We start from the raw sequence: 25,430 nt of genomic DNA on the forward strand, positions 1-25,430 counted from the left end.
ATAATTTTATAAAATACCAAATAACAGTTTGCCATATGTTGGGAATGGCCATACATTTTCGGCAGTTAATGTTTCCAATTCATCACATGGTGTACGTAAAGCACTCATAGCTGGAATGACTTCATCTCGATAATAGAAAGCTGCCTTTTCAAAGTCTTCAATCGTTTCAGCTTCTTTTAAGACTTTGTCTAAATGTTTTGTAGCTTTGAAAGCTTGATCTAATAATGCTGAAACATCTTTTAAAGTTTCTTTTTCATAAACATTTTCTAACTTGGCAACTTCTGTTTTCATTGCACAAGTTTGTGCTAAGTCATATGAATATTGACTAACAGCTGGTAAGATTTCTTTTTGAGACATATTGACCATTGTTAAAGCTTCAATATGCAAAATCTTGACATATTCTTCCATCATAATTTCATAACGAGAATGCACTTCTTCTTCATCAAAGACTTTATGTCTTTTAAATAATTCAATATTGTTTTCCTTGATAAAATATGGTAAAGCATCAGGTGTTGTACGTAAGTTTAATAGTCCGCGTTTCTTGGCTTCCTCTACCCATGAATCATCATAACCATTACCATTGAAAATAATACGTTTATGTTCTTTGATTGTTCCTTGAATCAATGCATGTAATGCTGAAGAAAAATCCGGTGCTTTTTCTAGAATATCCGCAAATTCTTTTAATTCATCTGCAATCACTGTATTTAAAACAATATTACATCCTGCAATAGATGAACTTGATCCTGGCATACGGAATTCAAATTTATTACCTGTAAAAGCAAATGGTGAAGTACGGTTACGATCTGTTGTATCTTTAGGAAATTTAGGTAAGACATGAGCCCCAATCTTCATGACTTCTTTTTCCTTAGAATCATATGGTCGATCTTCTTCAATAGCTTTTAAGATTTCAGCTAATTCATCACCTAAGAAAACAGAAATAATAGCTGGCGGTGCTTCGTTAGCTCCCAAACGATGATCGTTACCTGCAGTCGCAACAGATAATCTCAACAAATCCTGATGTTCATCAGCCGCTTTAATCACAGCGCATAAGAATAATAAGAATTGAGCATTTTCATGTGGTGTATCTCCAGGTTCTAATAAATTCACACCTGTATCTGTTGATAATGACCAGTTATTATGCTTTCCACTTCCATTGATACCATCAAATGGCTTTTCATGTAATAAAGCTACCAAACCATGTTTTTTCGCAATTCTTTGAATCAATTCCATTGTTAATTGGTTATGATCAGTCGCAATATTGGTAGTAGAGAAAATAGGTGCTAACTCATGTTGAGCTGGTGCAACTTCATTGTGTTCAGTTTTCACTAAGACACCTAATTTCCATAATTCTTCATTTAAATCATTCATAAATTCTTGTACTCTACTCTTAATCGTTCCAAAATAATGATCTTCCATTTCCTGTCCTTTTGGAGATGGTGCACCAAATAAAGTACGTCCTGTATAAATCAAGTCTTTTCTTTGTTCATAATATTTTTTATCGACTAAGAAATATTCCTGTTCAGGTCCCACTGTTGTTTTGACATTCTTGACATTTTCATTACCAAATAACTTTAAGATACGTAATGCCTGTTTATTAATAGCCTGCATACTTCTTAATAATGGTGTCTTTTTATCTAAGGCATGTCCTGAATATGAACAGAATGCTGTAGGAATACATAAAACGCCATTTTTAATAAAAGCATAAGATGTCGGATCCCATGCTGTATATCCTCTGGCTTCAAATGTTGCACGTAATCCCCCATTCGGGAAAGATGACGCATCAGGTTCTCCTTTAATTAATTCCTTGCCAGAAAATTCTAAAATAACTTTCCCATTTTTGTTTGTTCCAATAAAACCATCATGCTTTTCAGCTGTTACACCTGTCATCGGTTGAAACCAGTGCGTATAATGTGTAGCTCCATGTTCCACAGCCCAATCTTTCATCGCATTTGCCACAGCATTTGCAATCTTGATATTTAAAGATTTCCCCTCTTTAATTGTTTTTTGAAGTTCTCTGAAAGTATCCTTCGCCAGTCTTTCTTCCATGACTTCTTCATCAAATACCAAAGTTCCAAAAATATCTGTTATTTTCTTTTCCATATCTATCACTCCTTTATGTAAACCTATCCGTTTACTTATTTTGCATTATGATACAGCTTCGTGTTTTTGTCAATGTTTTTTTATCATTTTAATAAATTATTATTATATTTGATTGAAAAAATACAATTATTCCGTTATAATAAAGACGAATAGGAGATATTGAATCCCGTAATATTTATTTTTATGTAACATCTTATACAACAAATTTTGATATATGTATCTCCTATTCTTCTATAAAATATAAGGAGAACAATAATGATAAATGATTTAAAAGAAATTCATGAGGAGTGTGGTGTGTTCGGTGTGTTTCAGCATCCAAATGCAGCTAACCTCTGTTATTATGGTTTACATGCCCTTCAGCATCGTGGGCAGGAAGGAGCCGGTATTTTAGTTGCGAACGATCATCAGCTTTCTATTCATAAAGGAGAAGGTTTGGTCACTGAAGTTTTTAACAGTGAAAAGATTCATCAGATGAATGGCATTCACGCTATTGGTCATGTGCGTTATTCAACTGCAGGTGGTGGAGGTATTATGAATGTACAGCCTTTACTTTTTAGAACCATGGTGGGTGATATGGGAATTTGTCATAATGGAAATATTGTGAATGCTAATGTATTGAAAGCTGAATTTGAAGAACAAGGCAGTATCTTTTCATCTTCATCTGATACTGAAATCTTAGGACATTTAATCAAACGTCAAAAAGGACATATGATAGATCGTATCTGTGCTTCTTTAGAAAAATTAGATGGAGCTTTTGCTTTCCTCATTCTTTTAGAAGATCGTCTCTATGCTGTCAGAGATCGTTATGGATTAAGACCACTAGCTATTGGACAGCTCCCTAATGGAGCGTATGTCTTTGCTTCAGAAACATGTGCATTAGATATTGTAGGCGCTAAATTTCTAAGAGATGTCGAGCCAGGAGAAATAGTCAGAGTCAAAGGCAATCAATTGTTATCTCGTCTTTATACAAAACAGTCTATACATGATAAGATCTGTGCTATGGAATATGTATATTTTTCTCGTCCCGACAGTATCCTTGATGGTATCAATGTTCATACAACACGTAAAAATGCTGGAAAACAACTTTATTTAGAAAGTCCCGTAGATGCTGATATTGTGATTGGCGTGCCAGATTCATCTATATCTGCTGCCATTGGATATTCAGAAGCTTCACACATTCCTTATGAAATGGGACTAATTAAAAACAAATATGTCGGAAGAACATTTATTCAGCCTACTCAAGAATTAAGAAATCAGGGTGTTCGTATGAAGCTTTCGGCTGTTTCTTCAATTGTGAATCAAAAAAGAGTCATCATGATTGACGACTCTATTGTCAGAGGAACAACATCCAAACGTATTGTGACTTTATTAAAAGAAGCAGGTGCTACAGAAGTTCATGTCAGAATTGCTTCACCTGCAATCAAATATCCTTGTTTTTATGGTGTAGATACTTCTACTCTTGATGAATTAATTTCTCACAAGATGACAACTCAGGAACTTTGCGCATATATTGGTGCTGATTCCTTAGCCTTCATCAGTGAAGAAGGACTTCAAAAATCTATTCATTTCAAAAAAGAACATACCTGTGATTTATGTATGGCTTGTTTCAATAGAAAATATGTCACACCACTATATGATAATGATTTTCAAGACGATTAAAGGTTTGTCAAAACGACAAACCTTTTATATTTTTATCGCAATAATCAAAGCCAACATCCCAATAACAAGAACTGTCCCACAAATCCTTAATACTTTATTTTCCTGCTTAGAAGATAGCCATAAAAATTTTTCACTTATTAACTGCTGTGTCATAGATTTATAAATTTCAACGCCTAAGAAAATTAAAAATATGATATACAATTTTAAAGAGTTCACATCAAACCCTGAAAACAAATCACAAACATATGCCCAAAGCAAAACAACAATAACCAAACCAGTAAAATAAATTCCTTTAGAATACCTATATGTATTCCAATAGCCATATGCCTGATAATCTCGACAGAGCACATCTTTCATAATTAATGTCGAAGCAACTACAAAGAACAAATAGTCTGCTGAAGTCATATATAACATTTTACTCTTCTTCCCTCTTAAAAAAGTGCTTATCAGCAACATATTGACTGATTTTCAGTCTACGTAAAGTTTTGCTTTCATAAACTACAATAATACCTAGTATTGCTATTTTGATATATGCTATTCCAAAAGATAAAAAAAGACCTGGAAATACAAATAAGAATAAGACTGCAAGCCAATCCTGTATAACTTCTCTTTTCCATTCTTTCTTAAATAATTCTGGAAACAAAGGCTTATCTAGAATACAAACCAGACATTTATCACTCATCACTTCATATAATATAATCCCAATAAACATAACACATATATAAACAATTTCTCGAATGATTTCTTCCATTTTGATCACCATCTTATATATATCAAAATAATATGAAATTTTTGTGTATTCACTTTTTTGTTTAGATAACACCGTTTTCTGTTATATAATGAAGAAGAGGAGTGGACATCATGAATAAAAAGAAAATACGTCTCATTATTGGAGGGCTTATATCCCTTCTCATAGCATGGATCATCATAGACACTTTCACAACTGTTCCTATCTATTTATATATTGATCAAGTCCATGAGCAACAATCCCAGATTATTATTCATATTCCTTATGGTTCAGGTCATTATTACTATAAAAAATATAAGCTAAATCAAATAGAAGATGGTGTTTATCAAATTCAGGGTTATGGCTCTATGCTTTCAGGAAAGAAATACCCTTTAGAAATAACAATTGATAATAGTCAAAATCAAATCAAAGAAATCAAACAAAAAAACTTGGACAATCAATTAGAAACGATATATTCTCAATGAAATAGCAAAATAAAGCTATTTCTTTTTTATATAAACTTAATCATGACCAACAAAGCTAATAGTGCAATGACTATAGAAGTTCCACAAACTTTTAAAACCATATTTTCTTGTCTTGATGAAAGCCATAAAAAATGTTCCGTAATAGAATGATGATTTTGCATTTTATAAAAATCCATACCTACAAATAGAACATATATCATTAAAATCTTTAAATCATTTAAATTCATTTCATCATGTAAATATAATAAAAACAACAATAACCCTATAACTATACTTCCTATTATATGTAATCTTTTTGAGCCATTAAAAACATGTCTCTTAGAAAAAACATCTCTTATGACATAAGATGTAAGTCCCATAAAGAAAGCAAATTCTGGCATTGTCATATACAACATATGATTTTCTCCCCCCTCCATTTTCTTATCTTGATTTCAGTATAACAAAGCAAGATATTAATGATATATTCATAGTCTTTATTTTAAGTTAAGATTTTATTAAAACAAAGCATTATCGCAATTGCCTACTAAATATTTACTAAACATATATAATTCATATATGTAAAAAGCCTATACAAACATCCATTTGCATAGGCTAAAGTTCCTATAATATATTTATTCGTTCTTCTTGTACGATAGTTAACTTTTGAAAAATATCCTCATTACTATTATCTGTATTTTGTAAATAAACTTTTTTCTCTATCGTAACTGATATTTAGTAGCTCGTCCTTTCCCCGACTTATCAATAATATTTTTATCAGATAATGAATTCAGTATTCTAATAAGCTTTGCCTTATTATAATGACTTTGTTTTTCTATTTCTGGTCTTGATAATTTTAAATTTCCATGAAAAAGCTGTACAATCAATTGTTCTTCACTTGTTAAACTAGCTATACTTAATACAGTTGGCAATATAATTGTTATGGAGTTTTCATAGACTTTGAATTGTGGTTTTGTTAGAGAATTGTGATATGATTTGTTGATTCTTTTGATTCCTGTACCAAACATTTCTATATATCTTAGTCTATAGAATACATTTCCTATAATTGGATTTCTAATCATTGAAATCTGTCCATCGAGATATTCTGCTTCACTCATTCCTGAAGGAAGACCTCCTGGAAAACTTATTTCGATTCTATCATCAAACATACTTACTCTTATAAATGCATTGATGTCCCAAAAGCGATGAATCATAGCATTGGCTATAGCTTCACGAAACGCATTTTCTGGGATACGTGTGACAATCTTTCTAGAAGTTCCATCAATTTTTTCATATTGATAATATTTTTTATACATTTCAACACTTTCTTCCAATAACAATAAAATAGATTTATTTTCTAAAATAATTCTATCCATAATTTCATCAATATCTTGTCCAAATTTTATAATATCAACACCCTTATAATTATTTTGATCAGCAAGTAATAACGAAAAACATTATCGTTTCATTTCTATCAATTAATTATCAAATGACAATTGTGTTCAATAAGCTACAATTTCTCTGAAAAACAAAAATTTCAGATATCTACAAGATTTACTCAAATTCTTTTTCATTCTTTTTAAAAAAATTGTAAAAATAACGAACATTTTCTAAATCGCTCCATTTGGTAACAGCATATTCTTTGGAATCAATATTATATATTTTTGCATCTAAAGTTCCTAACATAAAAGGTGAATGAGTTGCAATAATAAATTGACAATCTAGCCACCTTGCCATGTTATTAATTTCTTGGGCTAATGCAACTTGATTTGCAGGAGAAAGAGATACTTCAGGTTCGTCTAATAGATATAATGCATCCGGTTGTAAAAAGTTATCAAAGTATTGCATAGATGTCTCACCATTAGAATATTTTTCTTGTGCAAACATGATATACTCCATCTGTTTTGAGCCATCCTTTGACTCTAAATATTTTCTTGCTTCTTCCTTCGTCATTCCCTTTTTTACATAATCATATAACATACCATCTGATAACACTTGTTGCTGTTGAATTTTCTTAATCTCATAGAGAATATCTTCACTTTTGATATAATGGCTATTCTCTGGTAAGTGTCTTATCTTTTGACCAAGTTCATCTTCACCCAAACGATAAGAGCATTCTAAACAAAATTGAGTAAAGTAGTTTGCCATACCATATGAATGACAAGTTTCATTTTCCCTACCTTTAAGTTCTAGCTTGTTGGCGATAATATTAAGTAATGTTGATTTCCCAGAACCATTATTCCCATAAAAGACTGTTACTGGTGTAAATACAAAAGGCTCTATATCTTTATCCCTAAAAACACTATACGGATAAATATGAGGATTAGATATTTGAAAATCACTCAATTGAAAACTTCTTAAATATATCATGAATAAAGAATCCTCCTTTGCTCAATTGCAAGTTTTTACTCTCATCCAGCTATATTAGCACTTATAATTTCTCCATTTGGCTTAACCTCTATTTCAATAGCATGTCCCCAAAACATATCGTCATCATTGTAAAACAAAGATAAACTTCCATCTGAACTAACTATTATTTCACTCATTTCCATACGCTTCATAAATATTTCTTTTGTAATTTCTTCAGCATCAATTTCATCTGACGCATCCATCCACTCATTTGCAAGTTCTGTTAGTTCTTGCGCAGCGAATTCACGGTACTTCGTATCATGCTCCACAATATTATCTAATACCTTTTTTAGTACCTTCATTGCCTGTTTTGCAGTATCCCCATCCTCCTCATCGGTTTCCAGATATGCATTCACTTCTACTCCATTCCAATTGACAATTCCCTCAAACCATGAAAATTCTCTATCTATGGCAAAAGAACCTAATTCATTTTCTATAGAAATTGGCTTAGAATAATATTCTTTTAAAGCTTCCAATTTTTCATTTGAAGCATTTTCTTCAAGTACATTTATAAGCATATATCTGTTGTTTATATATTGTGATTGATATGGCAGCAATTTTTGCGGTATACATTTTCTGACAGTGACACGATAAATGCCAAATTGCTCAAATTTATATCCCCATCCATTGCGTTTATTATCATTTTTTATAAGCCATTCAACACGACCTTTCTCATGAAAGAACTGACCAGTACGCAAATCTATAGACGCAAGAAAATCAACAAAAGGTTTCAACATGTCTTTTATATTTGCAGCCCCTTTACACGGTGATTGTACTAAAATAAGCATTTCATATTCTTCTGTTTCGAATTCTTTTTCAAAATCTGTTTGTACTGACATAATTAGCACCACCTTTTCTTAATCATTTATATACTTAAATTTCCTTGATTCATACAATTTTTTTCTCTTCTTACCCTCCAGACAAGAAGTATCTCTCGCTTTTTGCTAGGTCAATTAGGATTTGTTTTACAACTTGATTTCATATCCTATTTCATGTAAAACATATCCATCGTCAAACACCTCATCATAAACTCCATCAACTTTTGTGAAACCATTTTTTTGATACAATCGAATAGCCGGTTTATTTATATCTACTACAAATAATCGCAAATATTCAGCACCAAGTGATTTAGAAATTTCTTTTGCTTTATTGAGCATTTGCTGACCAATTCCTTTTTTAGAATACTCAACATTAACACCCAATCGGTCAATATACATTGCTTTAGCAGATTTTTCACTCCATTCAACATAAGCTTCTCCTGCATTGTTATCACATAAAGCAAAAGCAGATATGATTTCTTCATCATCTGCAATAACATAAAAACGCTTGTTATTTATGTCATCTTCAAAGAACTCGCAAGGATAAATATCATCCCAAATTTGAATGTTATTTTTATTCATATTTTTTATGATCTCTTTATAAATTATTTTCAGTTGTTTCAGATCTTCTATTCTTGCTAGTCTAAATTCCATCTTATCATCTCCAAAAATCGATATTGTTCATTATGATTACACTTCTAAATTAGGATTTATCTTTTTCTATAATATACGACTGTAAACTTTGCTTTATTTAACACGCTGATAAACTGGTATTTGCAATTCTAATCTTTCATAAGTTTTTTATTTTCAAATACTAATAAAACACTAAATATTATCTCTATCCCTATCATCATCATTGCAAGAACATAATTTTCAAAAGTTAATCCTACTACTAATGATAATATAGGGATTATTATAGATAACACCATATATGATTTTGAATTATATAACCAACTATAAGGTAATAGATGACCCCCAAAAATCATAGCGATAACCATTAGCATTTTATCTGGCAATGTAGGATAAATCCACATTGCTATTAAAAGATATATCATTTGATTTGCAGAAAATAGTATTCCTAAATTATTTAATGGATTACTTCTATCTTGAAATTGTATTTTTAATATTTTAGATATTAAAAAAGCTATTGGTAATAATGGTGCAGTACAACAAAATGTTAATAGATTTTTTGTTAATACAGGCAAATTTGTTAATTGTACTATTAAAACCATGGTCCATATTACTACTGATGCAATGATAAAATGTATACCTTTCTTTTGCTTTTTACTGCAATCTTTTTTTAATTCCTCCAAATTCATTTTTTATCCTCTCCTACAACTTCTAATTTGTCTACTCCTGTATGTTTATTATACCAATAACTATTATCCACAACAACGATATCCTTCTATTCAACTATTTTTAACCAAAAAAAGAGAATAGATAACTCCATTCTCTCATTGATTTTATTGAATTTCACGGTGATATTCTTGTAAAGATTTCACTGCATGGCTACCATGAATCTTCATTTCCATAATTCCTTCTAATGCAGCTTTTGCAGCAGCAATATTTGTCATATATGGAATTCTCATCTTAATAGCTGTTTTTCTGATATAGCTATCATCATGAGCACTTTGTTTACCATGAGGTGTATTGATCACCATAGCAAGTTCACCATTTGTAAGGGCATCTGTAATGTTTGGACGTCCTTCATTTAATTTCTTAATTTTTTCAACTGGTACACCTGCTTCTTGAATTAAAGCGTATGTATTTCCTGTTGCTACAATTGTAAATCCTGCATCGTAATATCCTTTTGCAAGAGAGACAACTTGTGGTTTATCTAAATCATTAACACTGATTAATACTTTTCCTTCAGTTGGTAAGATTGTTTGTGTCGCTTCTTCAGCTTTATAGATAGCTGCTCCAAATGAACTTCCTAATCCTAATACTTCACCTGTTGATCTCATTTCTGGTCCTAAGATTGGGTCAACTTCCGGGAACATATTGAATGGGAATACAGCTTGTTTAACACCAACATGTGGAATTTTCTTTTCAGTTAATTTTGGTACTGGTGATTCTCTACCAGTTAATTCCATTGTCACAATATCAGTTGCAATTTTCACCATATTAACATTACATACTTTAGATACTAAAGGTACTGTACGTGAAGCTCTTGGGTTGGCTTCAAGAACATAAACTTTATCATCAGCAATCGCATATTGCATGTTCATAAGTCCACGAACATTCATTTCTTTCGCGATTTTCTTTGTATATTCTTTGATTGTTTCTAAATGTCTCATTGGAATATGTTTAGAAGGTAAGATACATGCTGAATCTCCAGAGTGAATACCAGCTAATTCAATATGTTCCATAACAGCTGGAACGAAAACATTTGTTCCATCACTAATAGCATCTGCTTCACATTCCATTGCATTATTTAAGAATCTGTCAATTAAGATTGGACGATCTGGTGTCACACCAACAGCCGCAGCCATATATTGTTTTAAGCTATCATCATCATAAACAACTTCCATTCCACGTCCACCTAAGACATAAGAAGGTCTTACCATTAATGGATAACCAATTCTTTTAGCGATTTCTAAAGCTTCTCCAACATTGACAGCCATTCCTGATTCTGGCATAGGAATTTTTAATTTTTCCATCATTTCATTGAATAAATCTCTATCTTCTGCCATATCAATTGTTTCAGGTGTTGTTCCTAAAATATGCACACCATTGGCTTTTAACTGAGAAGCTAAGTTTAATGGTGTCTGTCCACCAAATTGAGCAATCACACCAACTGGTTTTTCTTTATCATGAATACTTAAAACATCTTCTAATGTTAATGGTTCAAAATATAATTTATCAGAAGTATCATAATCAGTAGAAACTGTTTCTGGATTACAGTTGACGATAATTGTTTCAAATCCTAATTTCTTTAAAGCAAGTGAAGCATGAACACAGCAATAGTCAAATTCAATACCTTGACCAATTCTGTTTGGTCCTCCACCTAAAATCATAATCTTTTTCTTATCATGATGAATATCACTATGATCTTTGGCATTATATGTAGAATAGTAGTATGCACTATCTTTTGTAGCACTGACATGAACTGGTTCCCAAGCTTGAGTAATACCATTTTCAATTCTTTCATTTCTGATACTATCTTCAGAAACATTTAAAATCTGACTTAAATATTTATCTGAGAAACCATCTTGTTTAGCTTGTCTTAAAACATCTACTGGCAACTCTTTCCCTGCATATGATTTTAACATTTCTTCTTCATCAACTAATTCTTTCATTTGTTCAATGAAATAATGTTTAATACTTGTTAATTCATATAATTCTTCAACAGTTGCTCCTTTTCTTAAAGCTTCGTACATGATGAATTGTCTTTGACTTGTAGGAACTGTTAATTTTTCTAATAATTGTTCTTTTGTTAATTCATTGAAATTCTTTGCATATCCTAAACCATATTGACCAATTTCAAGAGAACGAATCGCTTTTTGGAAAGCTTCTTTATAAGTCTTACCAATACTCATAACTTCCCCAACAGCTTTCATCTGTGTTCCTAGTTTATCTTGTGCACCTTTGAATTTTTCAAAAGCCCATCTTGCAAATTTAATAACAACATAGTCACCATCTGGTACATATTTATCTAAAGTTCCATATTTTCCACATGGAATTTCATCTAAAGTTAAACCAGCAGCTAACATAGCTGAAACAAGGGCAATAGGGAAACCTGTTGCTTTTGAAGCCAAAGCACTAGAACGTGAGGTTCTTGGGTTGATTTCAATAACAACAATTCTATCTGTTTTTGGATCATGTGCAAACTGAACGTTTGTTCCACCAATAACACCAATTGATTCTACAATTCTAAAAGCCTGATCTTTTAAACGATCTTGAACATCTTGAGAAATTGTCAACATTGGCGCACTACAGAAAGAATCTCCAGTATGCACACCTAATGGATCAATGTTTTCAATAAAACATACAGTAATCATATTGTTTTTAGCATCTCTGACAACTTCTACTTCTAATTCTTCCCATCCAAGGATAGATTCTTCAATCAAACATTCATGAACAAGACTTGCCTGTAAACCACGAGAAACAACTGTTTTTAATTCTTCAACATTATAAACAAGTCCTCCTCCGGCACCACCCATTGTATAAGCAGGTCTCACAACAACAGGATATCCTAATTTATCAGCAATCGCTAAAGCTTCATCAACTGTATTCGCAATTTCACTTCTTGCCATATCAATACCAAGTTCATTCATGGCTTTTTTGAATTCTAAACGGTCTTCACCACGTTCAATCGCATCAACCTGCACACCTAGAACTTTGACATTGTATTTATCTAAGACTCCGGCATTATGTAATTCAGCACATAAGTTTAATGCTGATTGTCCACCTAAGTTAGGCAATAAGGCATCTGGTCTTTCTTTTTCAATGATTTGTGTTAATCTTTTTAAATTCAATGGTTCAATATAAGTCACATCAGCAGTTTCTGGATCTGTCATGATTGTCGCTGGATTAGAATTGACTAAGACAATCTTGTATCCTAAACTTCTCAATGCTTTACATGCCTGTGTTCCTGAATAGTCAAATTCACAAGCCTGACCAATAATAATAGGTCCTGAACCAATAACTAATACTGTGTTTACATCTTCTCTTTTTGGCATATCTTTTCCTCCTTACCCATAAAAAAGACATATCAAATCAAATGATATGTCCTATAACAAATATAAAAAATAAGAAAAAGAAGACTCTGGAGAAACAGCTATTTGATTCGTTGTTTTTAAACCAAAATCCATCATTTTTCTCATTCCTTTCCTTATCCTTAATAAGTATATATTTTTGTATTTATACATTCAAGAAAATGATAAATAATAATCAAAAAGATAATAAATTATTAATTAATTCTTGTGATTTCATATCCCTCTTTGGCAAATGTATCTATAATTCTTTGTATATGCTTTTCCCCATTGGTTTCACAAGTGACACGTAATTCCACTTCAGAGAAACGTGCAAAGTTCTTAAACTGGTTATGTTCCACACCAATAACATTCGCATTACATTGAGCTAAAACATGAGATACATATTCAAGTTCACCAGGTTTATCTAATAACTGTACAGTAAATGTAAAGACACGACCTCTAGCAATCAATCCCTTATTAATCATTGAAGAAATTGTTAAAACATCAATATTTCCACCACTAATCAAAGATACCACTTTTTTATTCTTTTCATTTAATTTCTTTAATGCTGCAAGAGATAAAATACCTGAATTTTCAGCGACCAGTTTATGTTTTTCCACAAGCAACAAGAACGCATCCATCAATTCATAATCAGAAACCGTAATAATACCATCCACATATTCTTTAATATAATCAAAAGTCATATCACCAATTTCTTTAACGGCTGTCCCATCCGCAATTGTATTGGCTTCTTTTAAAGCCACAACCTGATCTTCGTTAATAGCCGCTAAAGCACTGGCAGCACCTTCTGGTTCTACTCCAATAATCTTGATTGTTGGCTTGATTTGTTTGGCAGCACAGGCGATCCCTGAAATCAATCCACCACCACCAATTGGCACTAAGATAATATCTGCTTCAGGCAATTCATCAAGAATTTCTAATGCAATTGTTCCTTGCCCTTCAATGACATCTTCATCATTAAATGGATGTACAAAAGTATATCCATGTTCCTTTTGTAAATCACAAGCTTTCTGATAGGCTTCATCATAAACTTCACCAGCCAAAACAACCTCAGCCCCATGTGCTTCTGTTGCTTCTACTTTAATTAATGGTGTATGTTGAGGCATTACAATTGTGGCCTTGACACCTAACTTAGAAGCTGCGTATGCCACCCCTTGCGCATGATTACCAGCTGAGGAAGCAATTAAACCTTTAGCTTTCGCTTCATCATCCATTTTGACAATCTTATTATAAGCCCCTCTTATTTTAAAAGCACCAGTTCTCTGTAAGTTCTCAGGTTTGATATAAACCTGATTTTTACATTCCTTTGAAAAGGCTTCACTATATATTAAGGGAGTAGGAATAATGACTTCATCAACTCTCTTTTTGGCTTCTTGAAAATGCTTTAAATCTAACATATTGAATCTCCCTCTCTTTCATATATTTTCAACATTATAACATAACTCATTATAGATTTGAATTGATTTTTTTCATATTCATAAATACTATACTTATGATTTAGTTAAATACAAATTTATATATGAAAGAAATTAAAAATTTCATCAATACTTACAGGTCTATATTCATGCGCATCCACACCAACATCATATCTATAAATACCTTCTTCTCTCATTTTTAAATTATAGCTCCTATCATTATGTTGATGTCCATGTAAATGAATAGAACCTCTAAAAGAATGATTCCACTCTAAAAAAGGATAATGTGATAAAACAAAAAACTTCTTTTGATACTTTAATTCCTTATAATCACAGATTTCTTCAAACAAACATGCATCATACTTTTTATCATGATTCCCTCTCACCAGTATTTTTCTTCCATTTAACTGAGAAATCATTTGGTTGGCTTCATCTAAAGACAATTTCATTGTTAAATCTCCTAAGATATAAATAAAATCATTCTTTTTTACAAACTGATTCCAGTTTTGTATCAATGTTCTATTCATCTCATCAACATCCTGAAATGGTCTATTGCATAAACGCAGAGCATTTTGATGTCCTAAATGTAAATCACTTGCAAAATAAATCATTTGATCACCTCCATGACAATAAAAGATATAGTTGATAAACCATACCTTTACGATAACACACCTTTCATGACATGTTAATATTTTATAAAGATTTTTTCTGATATAAAAAGTCATATGAATAAGATACTATACTTATTTCCAATCTAAAGTTAGTTTAATTCCCATAAAAAAAACACAATTATCAGTAAACCTTATCATCACAAATGTATTTCAAATGACGTTTGTTATAAAAAGAGTATTCTAAAAAAAATAAACCTCTATAATATGAAATGAATCTCGTTATTAGAACACTCAAATAACAAAATTCTTCTCATATTTGTAGAGGCTTTTTTATTTAAATTGATTTAATTGTTCATCGTAGATGTAATCAATCTTTTGTAATGTTTGGATAACTTCATCCTGTGAAACATCCAAATCATCACATAACGATTCTAATGAATCATATTGATCTCTCAGTTTCATATTGATAAAACTTAAAAGCATGGCTGGATCTTTAGGTAACATTAGTATTCAACTCCTTCATAGATTTGTGATAAAACATATGCAATACCATCTTCATTATTTGATTTCGTTACGACTTTTGCACGTTGTTTCACTTCTTCAACTGCATTTTCCATCGCAACGCCAAGCCCTGCATATTCAATCATACTTAAATCGTTATAGCCATCTCCAAAAGCTATGACTTCTTCTTGTTTAATGCCTAAACTCTTAGCTAAACGATCAAGAGACGCTGCTTTATCTATATTTTTGGCCATTACTTCTAAAAAGAATGGTGCACTACGATAAATACTTAATTCATTTCCAAAAGGCTTTTTAAATTCTTCTTCAATAGAAGCAATATATTCTGGTGTTCCCGTTAATAAAACTTTATGTATAGGATTTTCTAATATATCAATAAAAGATGAAACCTGATATTTTCTTATATCATTAATTTTTGCTTCAATGCAAACATACTCATCGTCAATATCTTCTGTATAGATACTATCATTTTTATATGTCATACAAGCTAAGTTGTATTGTTTAGCTCGTGTATACACCTTTTTAGCTTCTTCAATAGATAATGTTTGTTCATATACTGTTTCCTGATTCGGTACAGTTCCCACTCTGGCACCATTAAAAGAAAGTAAATATCCACCAAATTTATCCAACAATAATTCTTTAGCTTCATGTCTAAGTCCTGCTGTTGGTCTACCTGAAGCCAAAACAATCTTAACTCCCTGTTTTTGAACTTCGATTAAAGCTTCTTTTGTTTTAGCAGTGATTTGATTATCAGAATTCTTTAAAGTCCCATCTAAATCTAATGCGATTAATTTATATTTCATCATAACCTCCTGTTTTTTTACTATCTTATAAAATTTTGTACCATTTGTCTATATTCTATTTTCCAAGATAATCACATATTTTATAAGCATATTTATAGTATAATGACTATCAGGAGGGGATAAAAATGAATCTCAAAAACAAATTAAGAAATCAGATGATTATTCTCACAACACTATCATTCTTTATATTTCTCTTTTTCTTCTTGCGTATTAATGTTTATACTTATACACCTATCTTTCGTATAATCTATACAATCGTTTTTATAAGTATCATATTGATACAATGGATCATGTATTTTTCTCAAAACAAAAAAACACCAGCCATTCATGACTGGTTAAAAAACTTTCTTGCCAAACATTCAGATATTCAACATTTGCAATCTTTATCTTACGCTACAACATACGCTCAAAAACGTATCTTCGCCTTATTAGTCTATTATTTCTGTTTAAATATCATGGCTATTGTTTTTTCTTATTATATTATTATGCGTATTCTCTTTGATCAGCCTATAAGTATGATTTTCTTGTTGTTTATAGTCTGTTTGTTGATAATTGTATTTGTATATGCATACATCTATACGCATATTGAAAAAACATATTATCAGTCTTATTTATATCATGATTATAAACTCTATATTCAAATGACTTATCATCTTTGTTGTATCCCTGTCTTTCAAAAAGCCATCTTGAGTTACAATACACTTATGAATGTTTCATCAGCATTGGGAAGATTGGGTTATCCTCAGGAAGCTTACGATTTTTTACTTATATGGAAACAAAATGCCAAAAGACTTCCTGCCCTCACAAAACTTTATTACTATGAACATTGTATTGCTCATTTAGCAATGCTACAGGATCTTGAAAAGTTTGAGGATGCTTATACAAAGTTTCAAACTCTTTATCAAAGTCATCCTCGTTTACACCAAAGAGAAAATATCAAAACATTAACTTTGATTGTTTCTCTTTATGTCGCTTATATTCATAATCAACCTGAAGAAGTCCTTCAACTCAAAAAGCAAATACTATCATCTCATAATGATCTTCCACCTCAAATCAAAACAATTTTTGAATGGGCAGAAAACAAAACACAATTCATTTAATCAACATTATAAAGACTATGAACAAGGACAGACCTTTTACCATACGTATGACGTGAACGAACATATTCAAAAGGAGTCCATTATTTAAATACGTTACTTGTTGTACTTCAAGCATAGGTGTTGTTGGTGTACATTTTAAGTATTCGACTTCCAAGTTGTTTGGTAAATCAGCCCTAATCTTACGATTAGCACCAACAATCTTGAGTTTAAAATTTTCCTTTATATCATTATAAAACGAAGATAATAAAATCTCTTCTGTTAAATGAGGTATAACTTGAACTGGAACTTTTAAATATTCTATTAAATAGAGTTCTTTATGCAATAAACGCAGACGAAAACAAATTCCTATAAGAAGACCAAAAAGCGTCCAAATGGACGCTTTTAAGTCGTATTCAAAAAATGAATCATTCAATAAAAATATTTTTTATTTCAATACAAAGAAATGATTTATTACTTACACATCTTCGATACCTCTCTACAATTAAATACTATATAGTGAGTTCATTATATCAAAGCGAATCATCACTTAAATCAAAATACTTAATCAACTACGTCATTGATAATCAATCTATAGTGACTATGTTTTATCATCAAATGAATGAAACATTATCACCTTTTTAACGAAATACTCAAAATAGTTTCTAACTGTTTTAAAAAATAATCCTTATTCTCTTTTGTTGGTTTAGATGGACCTTTGATATGCTTATGACTTTTTCTTTGATGAGCCCCAATATAACGTCTTAATAAAAGCTCATCAATATTCTGTGATGTGATTTTCAAACCAGAAACATGTAAAACATAAGCGCCTTTTCCTAATGCCAGGGCTGCCAACCCATAGTCTTGAGTAATGAGTAAATCCCCTTTTTTCAAATCAGATAAAATACGCATATCAACACTATCTTTACCAATTTCACATTCTATAACAGGATAAGGGGCATCCTTTAATAAATGGGCATAATCTAAATACACAAACATCTCTATTTGATAATTTAATGTTAATTGATAAATGTCATTTTTATACATGGCAGCATCGCCATCAACAATCACTCTCATACAATATGTAGTGCCAAAATCAAAACCATAGCGACAATACCACCAATGAGACCACCAATATGACCCGTTTTAGAAATACGTCTATCCATGAATGTATAAATCAGATTGATAATAATCACAAATGCAAAATCATTTAATACACTCATAAATGGACCACCTAAAATATATCCTAAAGCAATGATAGCTCCAAAAAATCCAAAAACAACACCACTGGCTCCAATCGTTAAAGTCTGATAATAACGTGATGAAATTTGTGATGCACTATAACTTAATAATGAACTTAATATCATGGATATAATAACCAGATACAAGTAAGGAACTGTTCCTAGACAAGCCTCTAGAAAATGTCCTACCTGATATAATGCATATGCATTCATTAAAAAGTGGAAGAATTCTACATGTATAAAGTGACATGTTATAAAACGCCAATATTGATGACGTTCTTGAATATAAGGAGGATAAAATCCTCCTAATTTTAATGCACAACTCCATTTATCATCATGTTGTATAAACTGAATATATATAAATATAACTGCACAAATTAATACATAAATATTAGTTATCATCTTCTACCTCTATAACTGTAATTGTTCTTACGACTTGTGTCGTATTTCCATCTTTATCACTAACCGTATACATAATCTCATAGATTCCTGGTACTTGATTATCAACATGTCCATCGACAATCAGACGTGATGTAATATCTCCTTCAATATCATCTGTCGCATAAACACCATCATATAAATCCACACTCTCTCCAACATGAATTTCAAGGTTTTCAATACCTTTAATTGTTGGTGCAATAGCATTTTTTTCTACAACAACCTTGACTCTTAAAGAACTTGACTGGTTGCCATGCTGATCTTCTACAATGATACGTTCAATCTGTGTTCCTTCAATTTCAAAAGATTTTGTTTCACTCTTTTTACCACTTTTTTCATCATAGAAATAAACCTTTGTAAGTGAATGGTCTTCAACATTTTCAATCAAGTCTTCAGCTTGAAGTGTTTCACCTAACTGAACATGCCATTCTACTTTCTTTAATTGAAACTTAGGTTTAATTGTATCTTCTACCACAATCTCAAAATATTGTGTTTCATTAAAATAAGTAATAGATGCCTGATATGTTCCAACTTCTTTTGAAACATGTGATAAATCTAATTTCACATTTTCTAAGACTGAATGATTCGCATTGACATATTCACTAACATCTGTAGGAATAACTTGTCCATATTGAAATGTAAAAACATTTCTTTTTAATTTAATTGGGGAAATTGTTAATGCTAAATAAATTAATATTGTATCAACAAGAATAAAAAAGGTTAAAATTGAAACAATAATTTTATTCTGCATAGTATACACCCCCTATTAAATATTATATCACTAAAATATGAAATTTTTGTGTCTAATGCTTTTTCTTTTGAAAAAAGAAGGGGTTACCCTTCTAATCTTGATAAAACTTTTGTTTTTCCAAGCAAAGCAATTGATTTTGTTAAATCTGGTCCATGCATAATACCAGTCGTTGCAATACGAATTGGCATATATAACATCTTTCCTTTTGCTTTCGCTTCTTTTTGTGTTGCTTTAATACATGCAAAGATATGATCTGCATCAAATTCTTCATCTGACAATTGTTCTAAATGTGATTTAAACACTGCTAATGTATTTGGAATAGATTCATCCTGCATAAACTCTTGAGCTTCTTCACTGATTTGCATGTCATCTTCAAAGAATAATGCAACCTGTTCAACAATTTCTTCACCATAACTGATATGATCACGATGAACATCAATTAATTGTTTGATCCATTCATCACTCTTATCAGATAAATCATAAGCCTTTTGTAAGAATGGTAAACACAAATCAACCAATTCATCTAAAGTTTTTTCTTTTAAATATTGGCTATTCATCCATTTTAATTTATCGTTATCAAAAATAGCCCCTGATTTAGAGATACGATCAACACTAAATGATTCAATCAATTCATCCAATGTAAATAATTCTTTTTCTTCTTTTGGTGACCATCCTAACAATGCAATATAATTCAAAATAGCTTCACTTAAATATCCTTTTGAAATTAAATCCTGATAAGAAGCATCCCCATTACGCTTACTTAATTTATGTGTTTCATCTTTCATCACAGGTGGACAGTGAATATAAACTGGTGGTTCCCATCCAAATGCCTGATATATCAAATTATATTTAGGTGTAGAAGATAAATATTCATTTCCTCTAACAACATGTGTAATATTCATTAAATGATCATCAACAATATTAGCAAAATTATATGTTGGATATCCATCACTCTTTAACAATACACCTTCAGATAATCCTGCATTTTCAACTTCAATATGTCCATAAACTTCATCATCAAAAGAAGTGACTCCTGTACTTGGAATTGTTTGTCTGACAACATATTTTTCACCATTAGCAATTCTTTGTTTTGCTTCTTCTAAAGATAATGATTTACATGGATCAATATATCCTAATTCTTCATGATCAGCATTTTCCTTTTTCGCTTCTTCAATTGTTTCTTCATCACAGAAACAATAATGTGCGCCACCTAATTCTACTAATTTATCAGCATATTCTTTATAAATAGCTAATCTTTGTGATTGAATATAAGGTCCTACATCTCCTGGTTTATCTGGTCCTTCATCATAATGTAAACCTGTCTTATCAAGAACATCATAAATCATATCAACTGCCCCAGCAACTTCTCTTTGCTGGTCAGTATCTTCAATTCTTAAAATGAAATCCCCACCATCATGTTTTGCAATCAAATATTCATACAAAGCTGTTCTTAAATTCCCAATATGCATATAACCTGTTGGACTTGGGGCAAATCTTGTACGTACTTTACTCATTTTCTCTATCCTTCCTTATTTAATAATACAACACTCTGGGCAACAATACCTTCTTTTCTTCCAACAAAGCCCATCTTTTCGCCTCTTGTGGCTTTAATATTAACTTGTGTGATGTCACAATGAAGAACACGAGCAACATTGTCTTTCATCTTGGCAATATGTGGAGCCATCTTAGGTTCTTCACACAAAATTAAGCTATCAATATTTCCAATCTGGTAACCTTCTTTTTTCATCATCTGATACGTATATTCTAATAATAACATGGATGAAATCCCTTTGTATTTAGGGTCTGTATCTGGAAAATGCTTTCCAATATCACCAAGTCCCATGGCACCAATAATACTTTCAATAATCGCATGAAGCAAAACATCCGCATCGCTATGTCCTTTTAAACCTTTTTCGTAAGGAATTTCCACACCACCTAAGATAAGTGGTCTACCTTCTACTAACTGATGAATATCAATAGATTGTCCAATTCTCATCATACACATCACCCTTTCTGCCCTATTCTAGCACAAATAAGATGAATATACAAAACTATATCTTATGAAACTGTTTTATATTTTCAAAAAATATGGTAAACTAAAGCATATATTGAAACAAGGAAGGTTGGACACATGGATAATAAAGAAGTTATAAGTAAAAATTTTATTGAAAGAATTATAGATAAAGATTTAGAGGAAGGAACATACACAAAAGTTGCTACACGTTTTCCACCTGAACCTAATGGATATTTACATATTGGACATGCGAAGTCTATCTTATTAAATTATGGACTCGCTAAAAAATATAACGGAACTTTTAATCTTCGTTTCGATGATACAAATCCAACAAAAGAAAAGACTGAATTCGTTGACTCTATTGTTAAAGATGTGGAATGGTTAGGTGCTCATTATGATGGTGAAATCAAGTTTGCTTCTGATTATTTTGAAGATATGTATGAAGCTGCAGTGAAGTTAATCAAAAAAGGAAAAGCCTATGTTTGTGATTTAACAGCTGAACAAATCAAAGAATACCGTGGAACATTAACAGAACCAGGAAAAAATTCACCTTATCGTGATCGTAGTATTGAAGAAAACCTTGATTTGTTTGAAAGAATGAAAAATGGTGAATTTGAAGATGGAAGCAAAGTCTTACGTGCTAAAATTGATATGGCTTCACCAAATATCAATATGCGTGATCCGATTATTTATAGAATTGCCAGAATGACACATCATAACACTGGTGATCAATGGTGTATTTATCCAATGTATGATTTTGCTCATCCTATTGAAGATGCGATTGAACATATCACTCATTCTATCTGTACACTTGAATTTGAAGATCACCGTCCTTTATATGATTGGGTTGTCCAAGAACTTGAATATCCTGAACCACCAAAACAGATTGAATTTGCAAAACTTTATTTAACAAATGTCATTACTGGAAAACGTTATATTAAGCGTTTAGTTGATCAGGGTATTGTTGATGGATGGGATGATCCACGATTAGTTACCATTGCTGCTTTAAGAAGAAGAGGATTTACACCTGAATCATTAAAGAATTTCATGGATTTAGTTGGTGTCGCAAAAAGTAATTCATCAGTTGATTATGCAATGCTTGAATATTGTATTCGTGATGATTTAAAACCAAAAGCACCTCGTGTTATGGCTGTTTTAGATCCTATTAAGCTTGTGATTGACAACTACCCAGAAGATCAGGTTGAATACTTAGATGCGCAAGTGAATATGGAAAATCCTGAATTAGGTGTAAAACAAATTCCATTCTGCAAGGAGTTATGGATAGATAGAGATGACTTTATGGAAGAACCACCTAAAAAATATTTCCGTTTATTCCCAGGTAATGAAGTCCGTTTAATGAATGCTTACTTTGTTAAATGTGTAAGTTATGAAAAAGATGAAAATGGAAAAGTGACTGTTGTACATTGTACTTATGATCCAATCACAAAAAATGGAACTGGCTTTACAGGTCGTAAAGTCAAAGGAACAATTCATTGGGTACCAGTACCTTTCGCAAAGAAAGTCACTGCCAGATTATATGAAAATCTTGTGGATGAAGAAAAAGGTGTTTACAATGAAGATGGAAGTGTCAATTTAAATCCAAATTCATTAACAGTTGTTGAAAACTGCTATATTGAACCAGCTATTGAAGAGGCAAAACCTGGAGATTCATTCCAGTTTGTAAGAAATGGATATTTCTGTGTTGACACAAAAGATTCTACTGATGATCATCTTGTCTTTAATAGAATTGTCTCTTTAAAAAGTTCATTTAAATTACCAAAGAAATAAGATGGGGGCTACCCATCTTTTTTATGTACTTTCTGATATATTTTTTGCATTTGTAAATCTGTTAATGCCATACGACTGGCACATTGTTGGAGTTCTTCACAAATATCCTGTGATACCTGATCTTTGTTTTTATATAAAATTTCATGTTCTAAACTGGCCCAAAAATCCATTGCAATTGTTCGCATTTGAATTTCAACTGGAAGCTTCATTTTTCCAGATTTCAAATAAACAGGCACCTCTAACACAAGATGCAAAGAGCGATAACCTGTATCTTTAGGATAATCAATATAATTCATTTTCTTTACTCATATAATATCATCATGCATGATTAATAATTGAGAAATATATTGAATATCATTGATATAATGACAAATAACTCTTAAACCAGCAATATCATTTAACTTTTCTAAAGATTGCCTTTCTAAAGGATATTGCTTTCGTTGCAGTTTGTCTATGATACTTTCAGGAGATTTAATACGTGATTGAATATTATGAATGGGACTATATCCATTTTCACACTTCAATTCATCATCAATATTTTCTAACTTCATTTTCATGACTTTAATAGCCTGTCGATAAGGCTGCATTATTTTCCAAAAAGTCTTATGATCATTCAATTCATCTTTCAAGTCCATAACATCACCCAATCATCATTGTATGTCAGATTATGAAAAGGATTATCATATAAATATGTGAAAAAATAAAACAGAGAATTAACTCTGCTTTATCATATAATCTGTTAAATTAATACCATGTTTCATAGCATATAGAACATGATTTTTATCATTGATATGAGCCACTTTTGCTTCTAGGATTGTCGCAATATATCTGGCATCATCATCTAAAATCATCGGCCAGAAAAAGTAGAATCTTGTCCCATCTTTAAAGAAAAACTCAAAATCAGGAACATAGACTTCATAGGCAACAAGGCTTGCTCCCATGACATTCATATATTTACGATTTGCATAAACATTGACTTTTTCAATATCTTCATAACGATAATAATGCATAATCTTTTCATCTTTACCCACTAACACTGCAAAGAAATATTTTAAATTATCCATCATTCCTTTAAATTTATAATAGCGAATACCATCTCTTAAAAATTCTACAGACTGGTCTAAAGAGTTATCTAACATCATGGATGGACCTGTTGCACGATTAGCCACACCAATCGACACAATGGTTAAAGTGATAAACATCAAAGCAAAAAGAGTCCACCATATCCAAGACTGTTCTATAACAAGCCTTAACCAGATCATGACTGTTCCTGTCAAAAATAATGAACCTAATACTTCATAAATAATTTGTCTTTTAGCCCATGCCTTTGTTAGCTTTCTTCCTAACGATACAGTATTGGTTGTTTTTTGAATACCTAACTTCCAATGATGTGAGGTTTCTTCAATATCCTGTAAAGCTGGAATTAATGGTAAATCTTTATCATGATAGTTATCAATCGTTTTTTTAATTTCTTTCATATTTTCTATTTGATTATCCAAATGAACCTGATTGACTCTTAAACATTCATGAAAATCTAAATGTCCATTAACAATAGCTTTAACATCATCAATAGAAATATTTAATCCTCTTAAAAATTTAACTAATTTTAAGACCTGTAAATCTTCATCACTATAGTTACGATAACCATTATCATCTCTTTGAGGAGTAATAAAACCTTCTTTTTCATAATAACGAATTGTATGTTTACTTAGTCCCAATTCTCTTTCTAAATCACTTGTTTTCATATTATTTCCCTTCTTTCCGTGCGCACGTTCTTGCGCTTAATATATATTTCTTTTGAAATCATCGCTCCTGCAATGCGATGTAAAGCAACCGACTTACCTCGCGGGGATAACCCAACGGGGACCAAAGCATGTCGGTA

25 protein-coding genes and 1 pseudogene are annotated in these 25,430 nt (G+C 31.3%); 4 read left to right on the forward strand and 22 right to left on the reverse strand.

Annotation, left to right across the window (positions count from 1 at the left end):
• Positions 1-6: 6 nt before the first annotated feature.
• Positions 7-2,100 (reverse strand): glutamine synthetase III family protein, encoded by a 2,094-nt coding sequence (locus B5E87_RS09835; RefSeq protein WP_087244758.1) that lies wholly within the window; start codon positions 2,098-2,100, stop codon positions 7-9.
• Between the two features lie 255 nt (positions 2,101-2,355).
• On the opposite strand from B5E87_RS09835, the gene purF reads away from it, so the two are divergent.
• On the forward strand, positions 2,356-3,759 hold the full coding sequence (gene purF, locus B5E87_RS09840; protein WP_087244759.1) for an amidophosphoribosyltransferase: 1,404 nt from the start codon (positions 2,356-2,358) through the stop codon (positions 3,757-3,759).
• Positions 3,760-3,783: 24 nt separating this feature from the next.
• Here the strand turns inward: purF and B5E87_RS09845 are convergent, their stop codons facing one another.
• Together B5E87_RS09845 and B5E87_RS09850 are read right to left on the reverse strand one after the other, a co-directional pair.
• The gene (locus B5E87_RS09845) at positions 3,784-4,173 is read right to left on the reverse strand and encodes a hypothetical protein (RefSeq protein WP_087244760.1); all 390 of its coding nucleotides are present in this window, start codon (positions 4,171-4,173) and stop codon (positions 3,784-3,786) included.
• 1 nt (position 4,174) lies between these two features.
• Positions 4,175-4,510, reverse strand: a complete 336-nt coding sequence (locus tag B5E87_RS09850; RefSeq protein WP_087244761.1) for a hypothetical protein — start codon at positions 4,508-4,510, stop codon at positions 4,175-4,177.
• A gap of 110 nt (positions 4,511-4,620) precedes the next feature.
• Between B5E87_RS09850 and B5E87_RS09855 the strand changes: the two genes are divergently transcribed.
• Positions 4,621-4,971: a hypothetical protein gene (locus B5E87_RS09855; protein ID WP_087244762.1), complete on the forward strand. Its 351-nt coding sequence runs from the start codon at positions 4,621-4,623 to the stop codon at positions 4,969-4,971.
• A gap of 26 nt (positions 4,972-4,997) precedes the next feature.
• Here B5E87_RS09855 and B5E87_RS09860 read toward each other — a convergent pair whose 3' ends face one another.
• The 11 genes from B5E87_RS09860 to B5E87_RS09910 all read right to left on the reverse strand — a co-directional run bounded on the left by B5E87_RS09860 (position 4,998) and on the right by B5E87_RS09910 (position 16,240).
• Positions 4,998-5,366 carry a hypothetical protein gene (locus tag B5E87_RS09860; protein ID WP_087244763.1) on the reverse strand — a complete coding sequence of 123 codons (369 nt, stop codon included), beginning with the start codon at positions 5,364-5,366 and terminating at the stop codon, positions 4,998-5,000.
• A gap of 300 nt (positions 5,367-5,666) precedes the next feature.
• The gene (locus B5E87_RS09865) at positions 5,667-6,323 is read right to left on the reverse strand and encodes an ATP-binding protein (protein WP_087244764.1); all 657 of its coding nucleotides are present in this window, start codon (positions 6,321-6,323) and stop codon (positions 5,667-5,669) included.
• A gap of 178 nt (positions 6,324-6,501) precedes the next feature.
• Complete coding sequence (locus tag B5E87_RS09870) at positions 6,502-7,317, reverse strand: AAA family ATPase (protein WP_087244765.1); 816 nt, start codon at positions 7,315-7,317, stop codon at positions 6,502-6,504.
• 41 nt (positions 7,318-7,358) lie between these two features.
• Complete coding sequence (locus B5E87_RS09875; protein ID WP_087244766.1) at positions 7,359-8,195, reverse strand: DUF2262 domain-containing protein; 837 nt, start codon at positions 8,193-8,195, stop codon at positions 7,359-7,361.
• A gap of 126 nt (positions 8,196-8,321) precedes the next feature.
• On the reverse strand, positions 8,322-8,828 hold the full coding sequence (locus B5E87_RS09880; RefSeq protein ID WP_087244767.1) for a GNAT family N-acetyltransferase: 507 nt from the start codon (positions 8,826-8,828) through the stop codon (positions 8,322-8,324).
• Positions 8,829-8,956: 128 nt separating this feature from the next.
• Positions 8,957-9,493 carry a DUF7010 family protein gene (locus B5E87_RS09885; RefSeq protein WP_087244768.1) on the reverse strand — a complete coding sequence of 179 codons (537 nt, stop codon included), beginning with the start codon at positions 9,491-9,493 and terminating at the stop codon, positions 8,957-8,959.
• A 144-nt stretch (positions 9,494-9,637) separates the two neighbouring features.
• On the reverse strand, positions 9,638-12,856 hold the full coding sequence (gene carB, locus B5E87_RS09890) for a carbamoyl-phosphate synthase large subunit (protein WP_087244769.1): 3,219 nt from the start codon (positions 12,854-12,856) through the stop codon (positions 9,638-9,640).
• A 230-nt stretch (positions 12,857-13,086) separates the two neighbouring features.
• Complete coding sequence (gene ilvA, locus B5E87_RS09895; protein WP_087244770.1) at positions 13,087-14,289, reverse strand: threonine ammonia-lyase; 1,203 nt, start codon at positions 14,287-14,289, stop codon at positions 13,087-13,089.
• A 116-nt stretch (positions 14,290-14,405) separates the two neighbouring features.
• The gene (locus B5E87_RS09900) at positions 14,406-14,918 is read right to left on the reverse strand and encodes a metallophosphoesterase (RefSeq protein WP_087244771.1); all 513 of its coding nucleotides are present in this window, start codon (positions 14,916-14,918) and stop codon (positions 14,406-14,408) included.
• A 330-nt stretch (positions 14,919-15,248) separates the two neighbouring features.
• Positions 15,249-15,422 carry a DUF4250 domain-containing protein gene (locus B5E87_RS09905; RefSeq protein ID WP_087244772.1) on the reverse strand — a complete coding sequence of 58 codons (174 nt, stop codon included), beginning with the start codon at positions 15,420-15,422 and terminating at the stop codon, positions 15,249-15,251.
• Positions 15,422-16,240, reverse strand: a complete 819-nt coding sequence (locus B5E87_RS09910) for a Cof-type HAD-IIB family hydrolase (RefSeq protein WP_087244773.1) — start codon at positions 16,238-16,240, stop codon at positions 15,422-15,424. Before B5E87_RS09910 ends, B5E87_RS09905 begins: the two co-directional genes overlap by 1 nt.
• A gap of 125 nt (positions 16,241-16,365) precedes the next feature.
• Here B5E87_RS09910 and B5E87_RS09915 point away from each other — a divergent pair, with 125 nt between their 5' ends.
• Positions 16,366-17,340 (forward strand): hypothetical protein, encoded by a 975-nt coding sequence (locus B5E87_RS09915; RefSeq protein WP_087244774.1) that lies wholly within the window; start codon positions 16,366-16,368, stop codon positions 17,338-17,340.
• On the opposite strand, the gene B5E87_RS15705 is transcribed toward B5E87_RS09915, so the two are convergent.
• The 6 genes from B5E87_RS15705 to ispF form a co-directional block, all read right to left on the reverse strand.
• A complete protein-coding gene (locus B5E87_RS15705) occupies positions 17,333-17,752 on the reverse strand; it encodes a GntR family transcriptional regulator (RefSeq protein ID WP_158095597.1) in 420 nt (139 codons plus the stop codon). The genes B5E87_RS09915 and B5E87_RS15705 overlap by 8 nt on opposite strands.
• A gap of 197 nt (positions 17,753-17,949) precedes the next feature.
• Positions 17,950-18,393: a DUF188 domain-containing protein gene (locus B5E87_RS09925; protein WP_087244776.1), complete on the reverse strand. Its 444-nt coding sequence runs from the start codon at positions 18,391-18,393 to the stop codon at positions 17,950-17,952.
• The gene (locus tag B5E87_RS09930) at positions 18,390-18,959 is read right to left on the reverse strand and encodes a rhomboid family intramembrane serine protease (RefSeq protein WP_087244777.1); all 570 of its coding nucleotides are present in this window, start codon (positions 18,957-18,959) and stop codon (positions 18,390-18,392) included. The genes B5E87_RS09925 and B5E87_RS09930 overlap by 4 nt, the downstream gene beginning before the upstream one ends.
• Positions 18,949-19,746 carry a DUF5011 domain-containing protein gene (locus B5E87_RS09935; RefSeq protein WP_087244778.1) on the reverse strand — a complete coding sequence of 266 codons (798 nt, stop codon included), beginning with the start codon at positions 19,744-19,746 and terminating at the stop codon, positions 18,949-18,951. Before B5E87_RS09935 ends, B5E87_RS09930 begins: the two co-directional genes overlap by 11 nt.
• Before the next feature lie 83 nt (positions 19,747-19,829).
• Complete coding sequence (gene gltX / locus B5E87_RS09940; protein ID WP_087244779.1) at positions 19,830-21,260, reverse strand: glutamate--tRNA ligase; 1,431 nt, start codon at positions 21,258-21,260, stop codon at positions 19,830-19,832.
• A 5-nt stretch (positions 21,261-21,265) separates the two neighbouring features.
• Positions 21,266-21,745 carry a 2-C-methyl-D-erythritol 2,4-cyclodiphosphate synthase gene (ispF, locus tag B5E87_RS09945; protein ID WP_087244780.1) on the reverse strand — a complete coding sequence of 160 codons (480 nt, stop codon included), beginning with the start codon at positions 21,743-21,745 and terminating at the stop codon, positions 21,266-21,268.
• A gap of 132 nt (positions 21,746-21,877) precedes the next feature.
• Here ispF and B5E87_RS09950 point away from each other — a divergent pair, with 132 nt between their 5' ends.
• Positions 21,878-23,548, forward strand: coding sequence for a glutamine--tRNA ligase/YqeY domain fusion protein (locus tag B5E87_RS09950; RefSeq protein WP_087244781.1), 1,671 nt, complete (start codon positions 21,878-21,880; stop codon positions 23,546-23,548).
• Positions 23,549-23,556: 8 nt separating this feature from the next.
• Here the strand turns inward: B5E87_RS09950 and B5E87_RS09955 are convergent.
• Positions 23,557-24,183, reverse strand: a pseudogene (locus B5E87_RS09955) (GTP pyrophosphokinase).
• Between the two features lie 78 nt (positions 24,184-24,261).
• Positions 24,262-25,293, reverse strand: coding sequence for a MerR family transcriptional regulator (locus B5E87_RS09960; RefSeq protein ID WP_087244782.1), 1,032 nt, complete (start codon positions 25,291-25,293; stop codon positions 24,262-24,264).
• Between the last annotated feature and the right edge of the window lie 137 nt (positions 25,294-25,430).

Source organism: Massilimicrobiota sp. An142 (genome assembly GCF_002160725.1).
Lineage (GTDB): Bacteria > Bacillota_I > Bacilli_A > Erysipelotrichales > Coprobacillaceae > Allocoprobacillus > Allocoprobacillus merdigallinarum.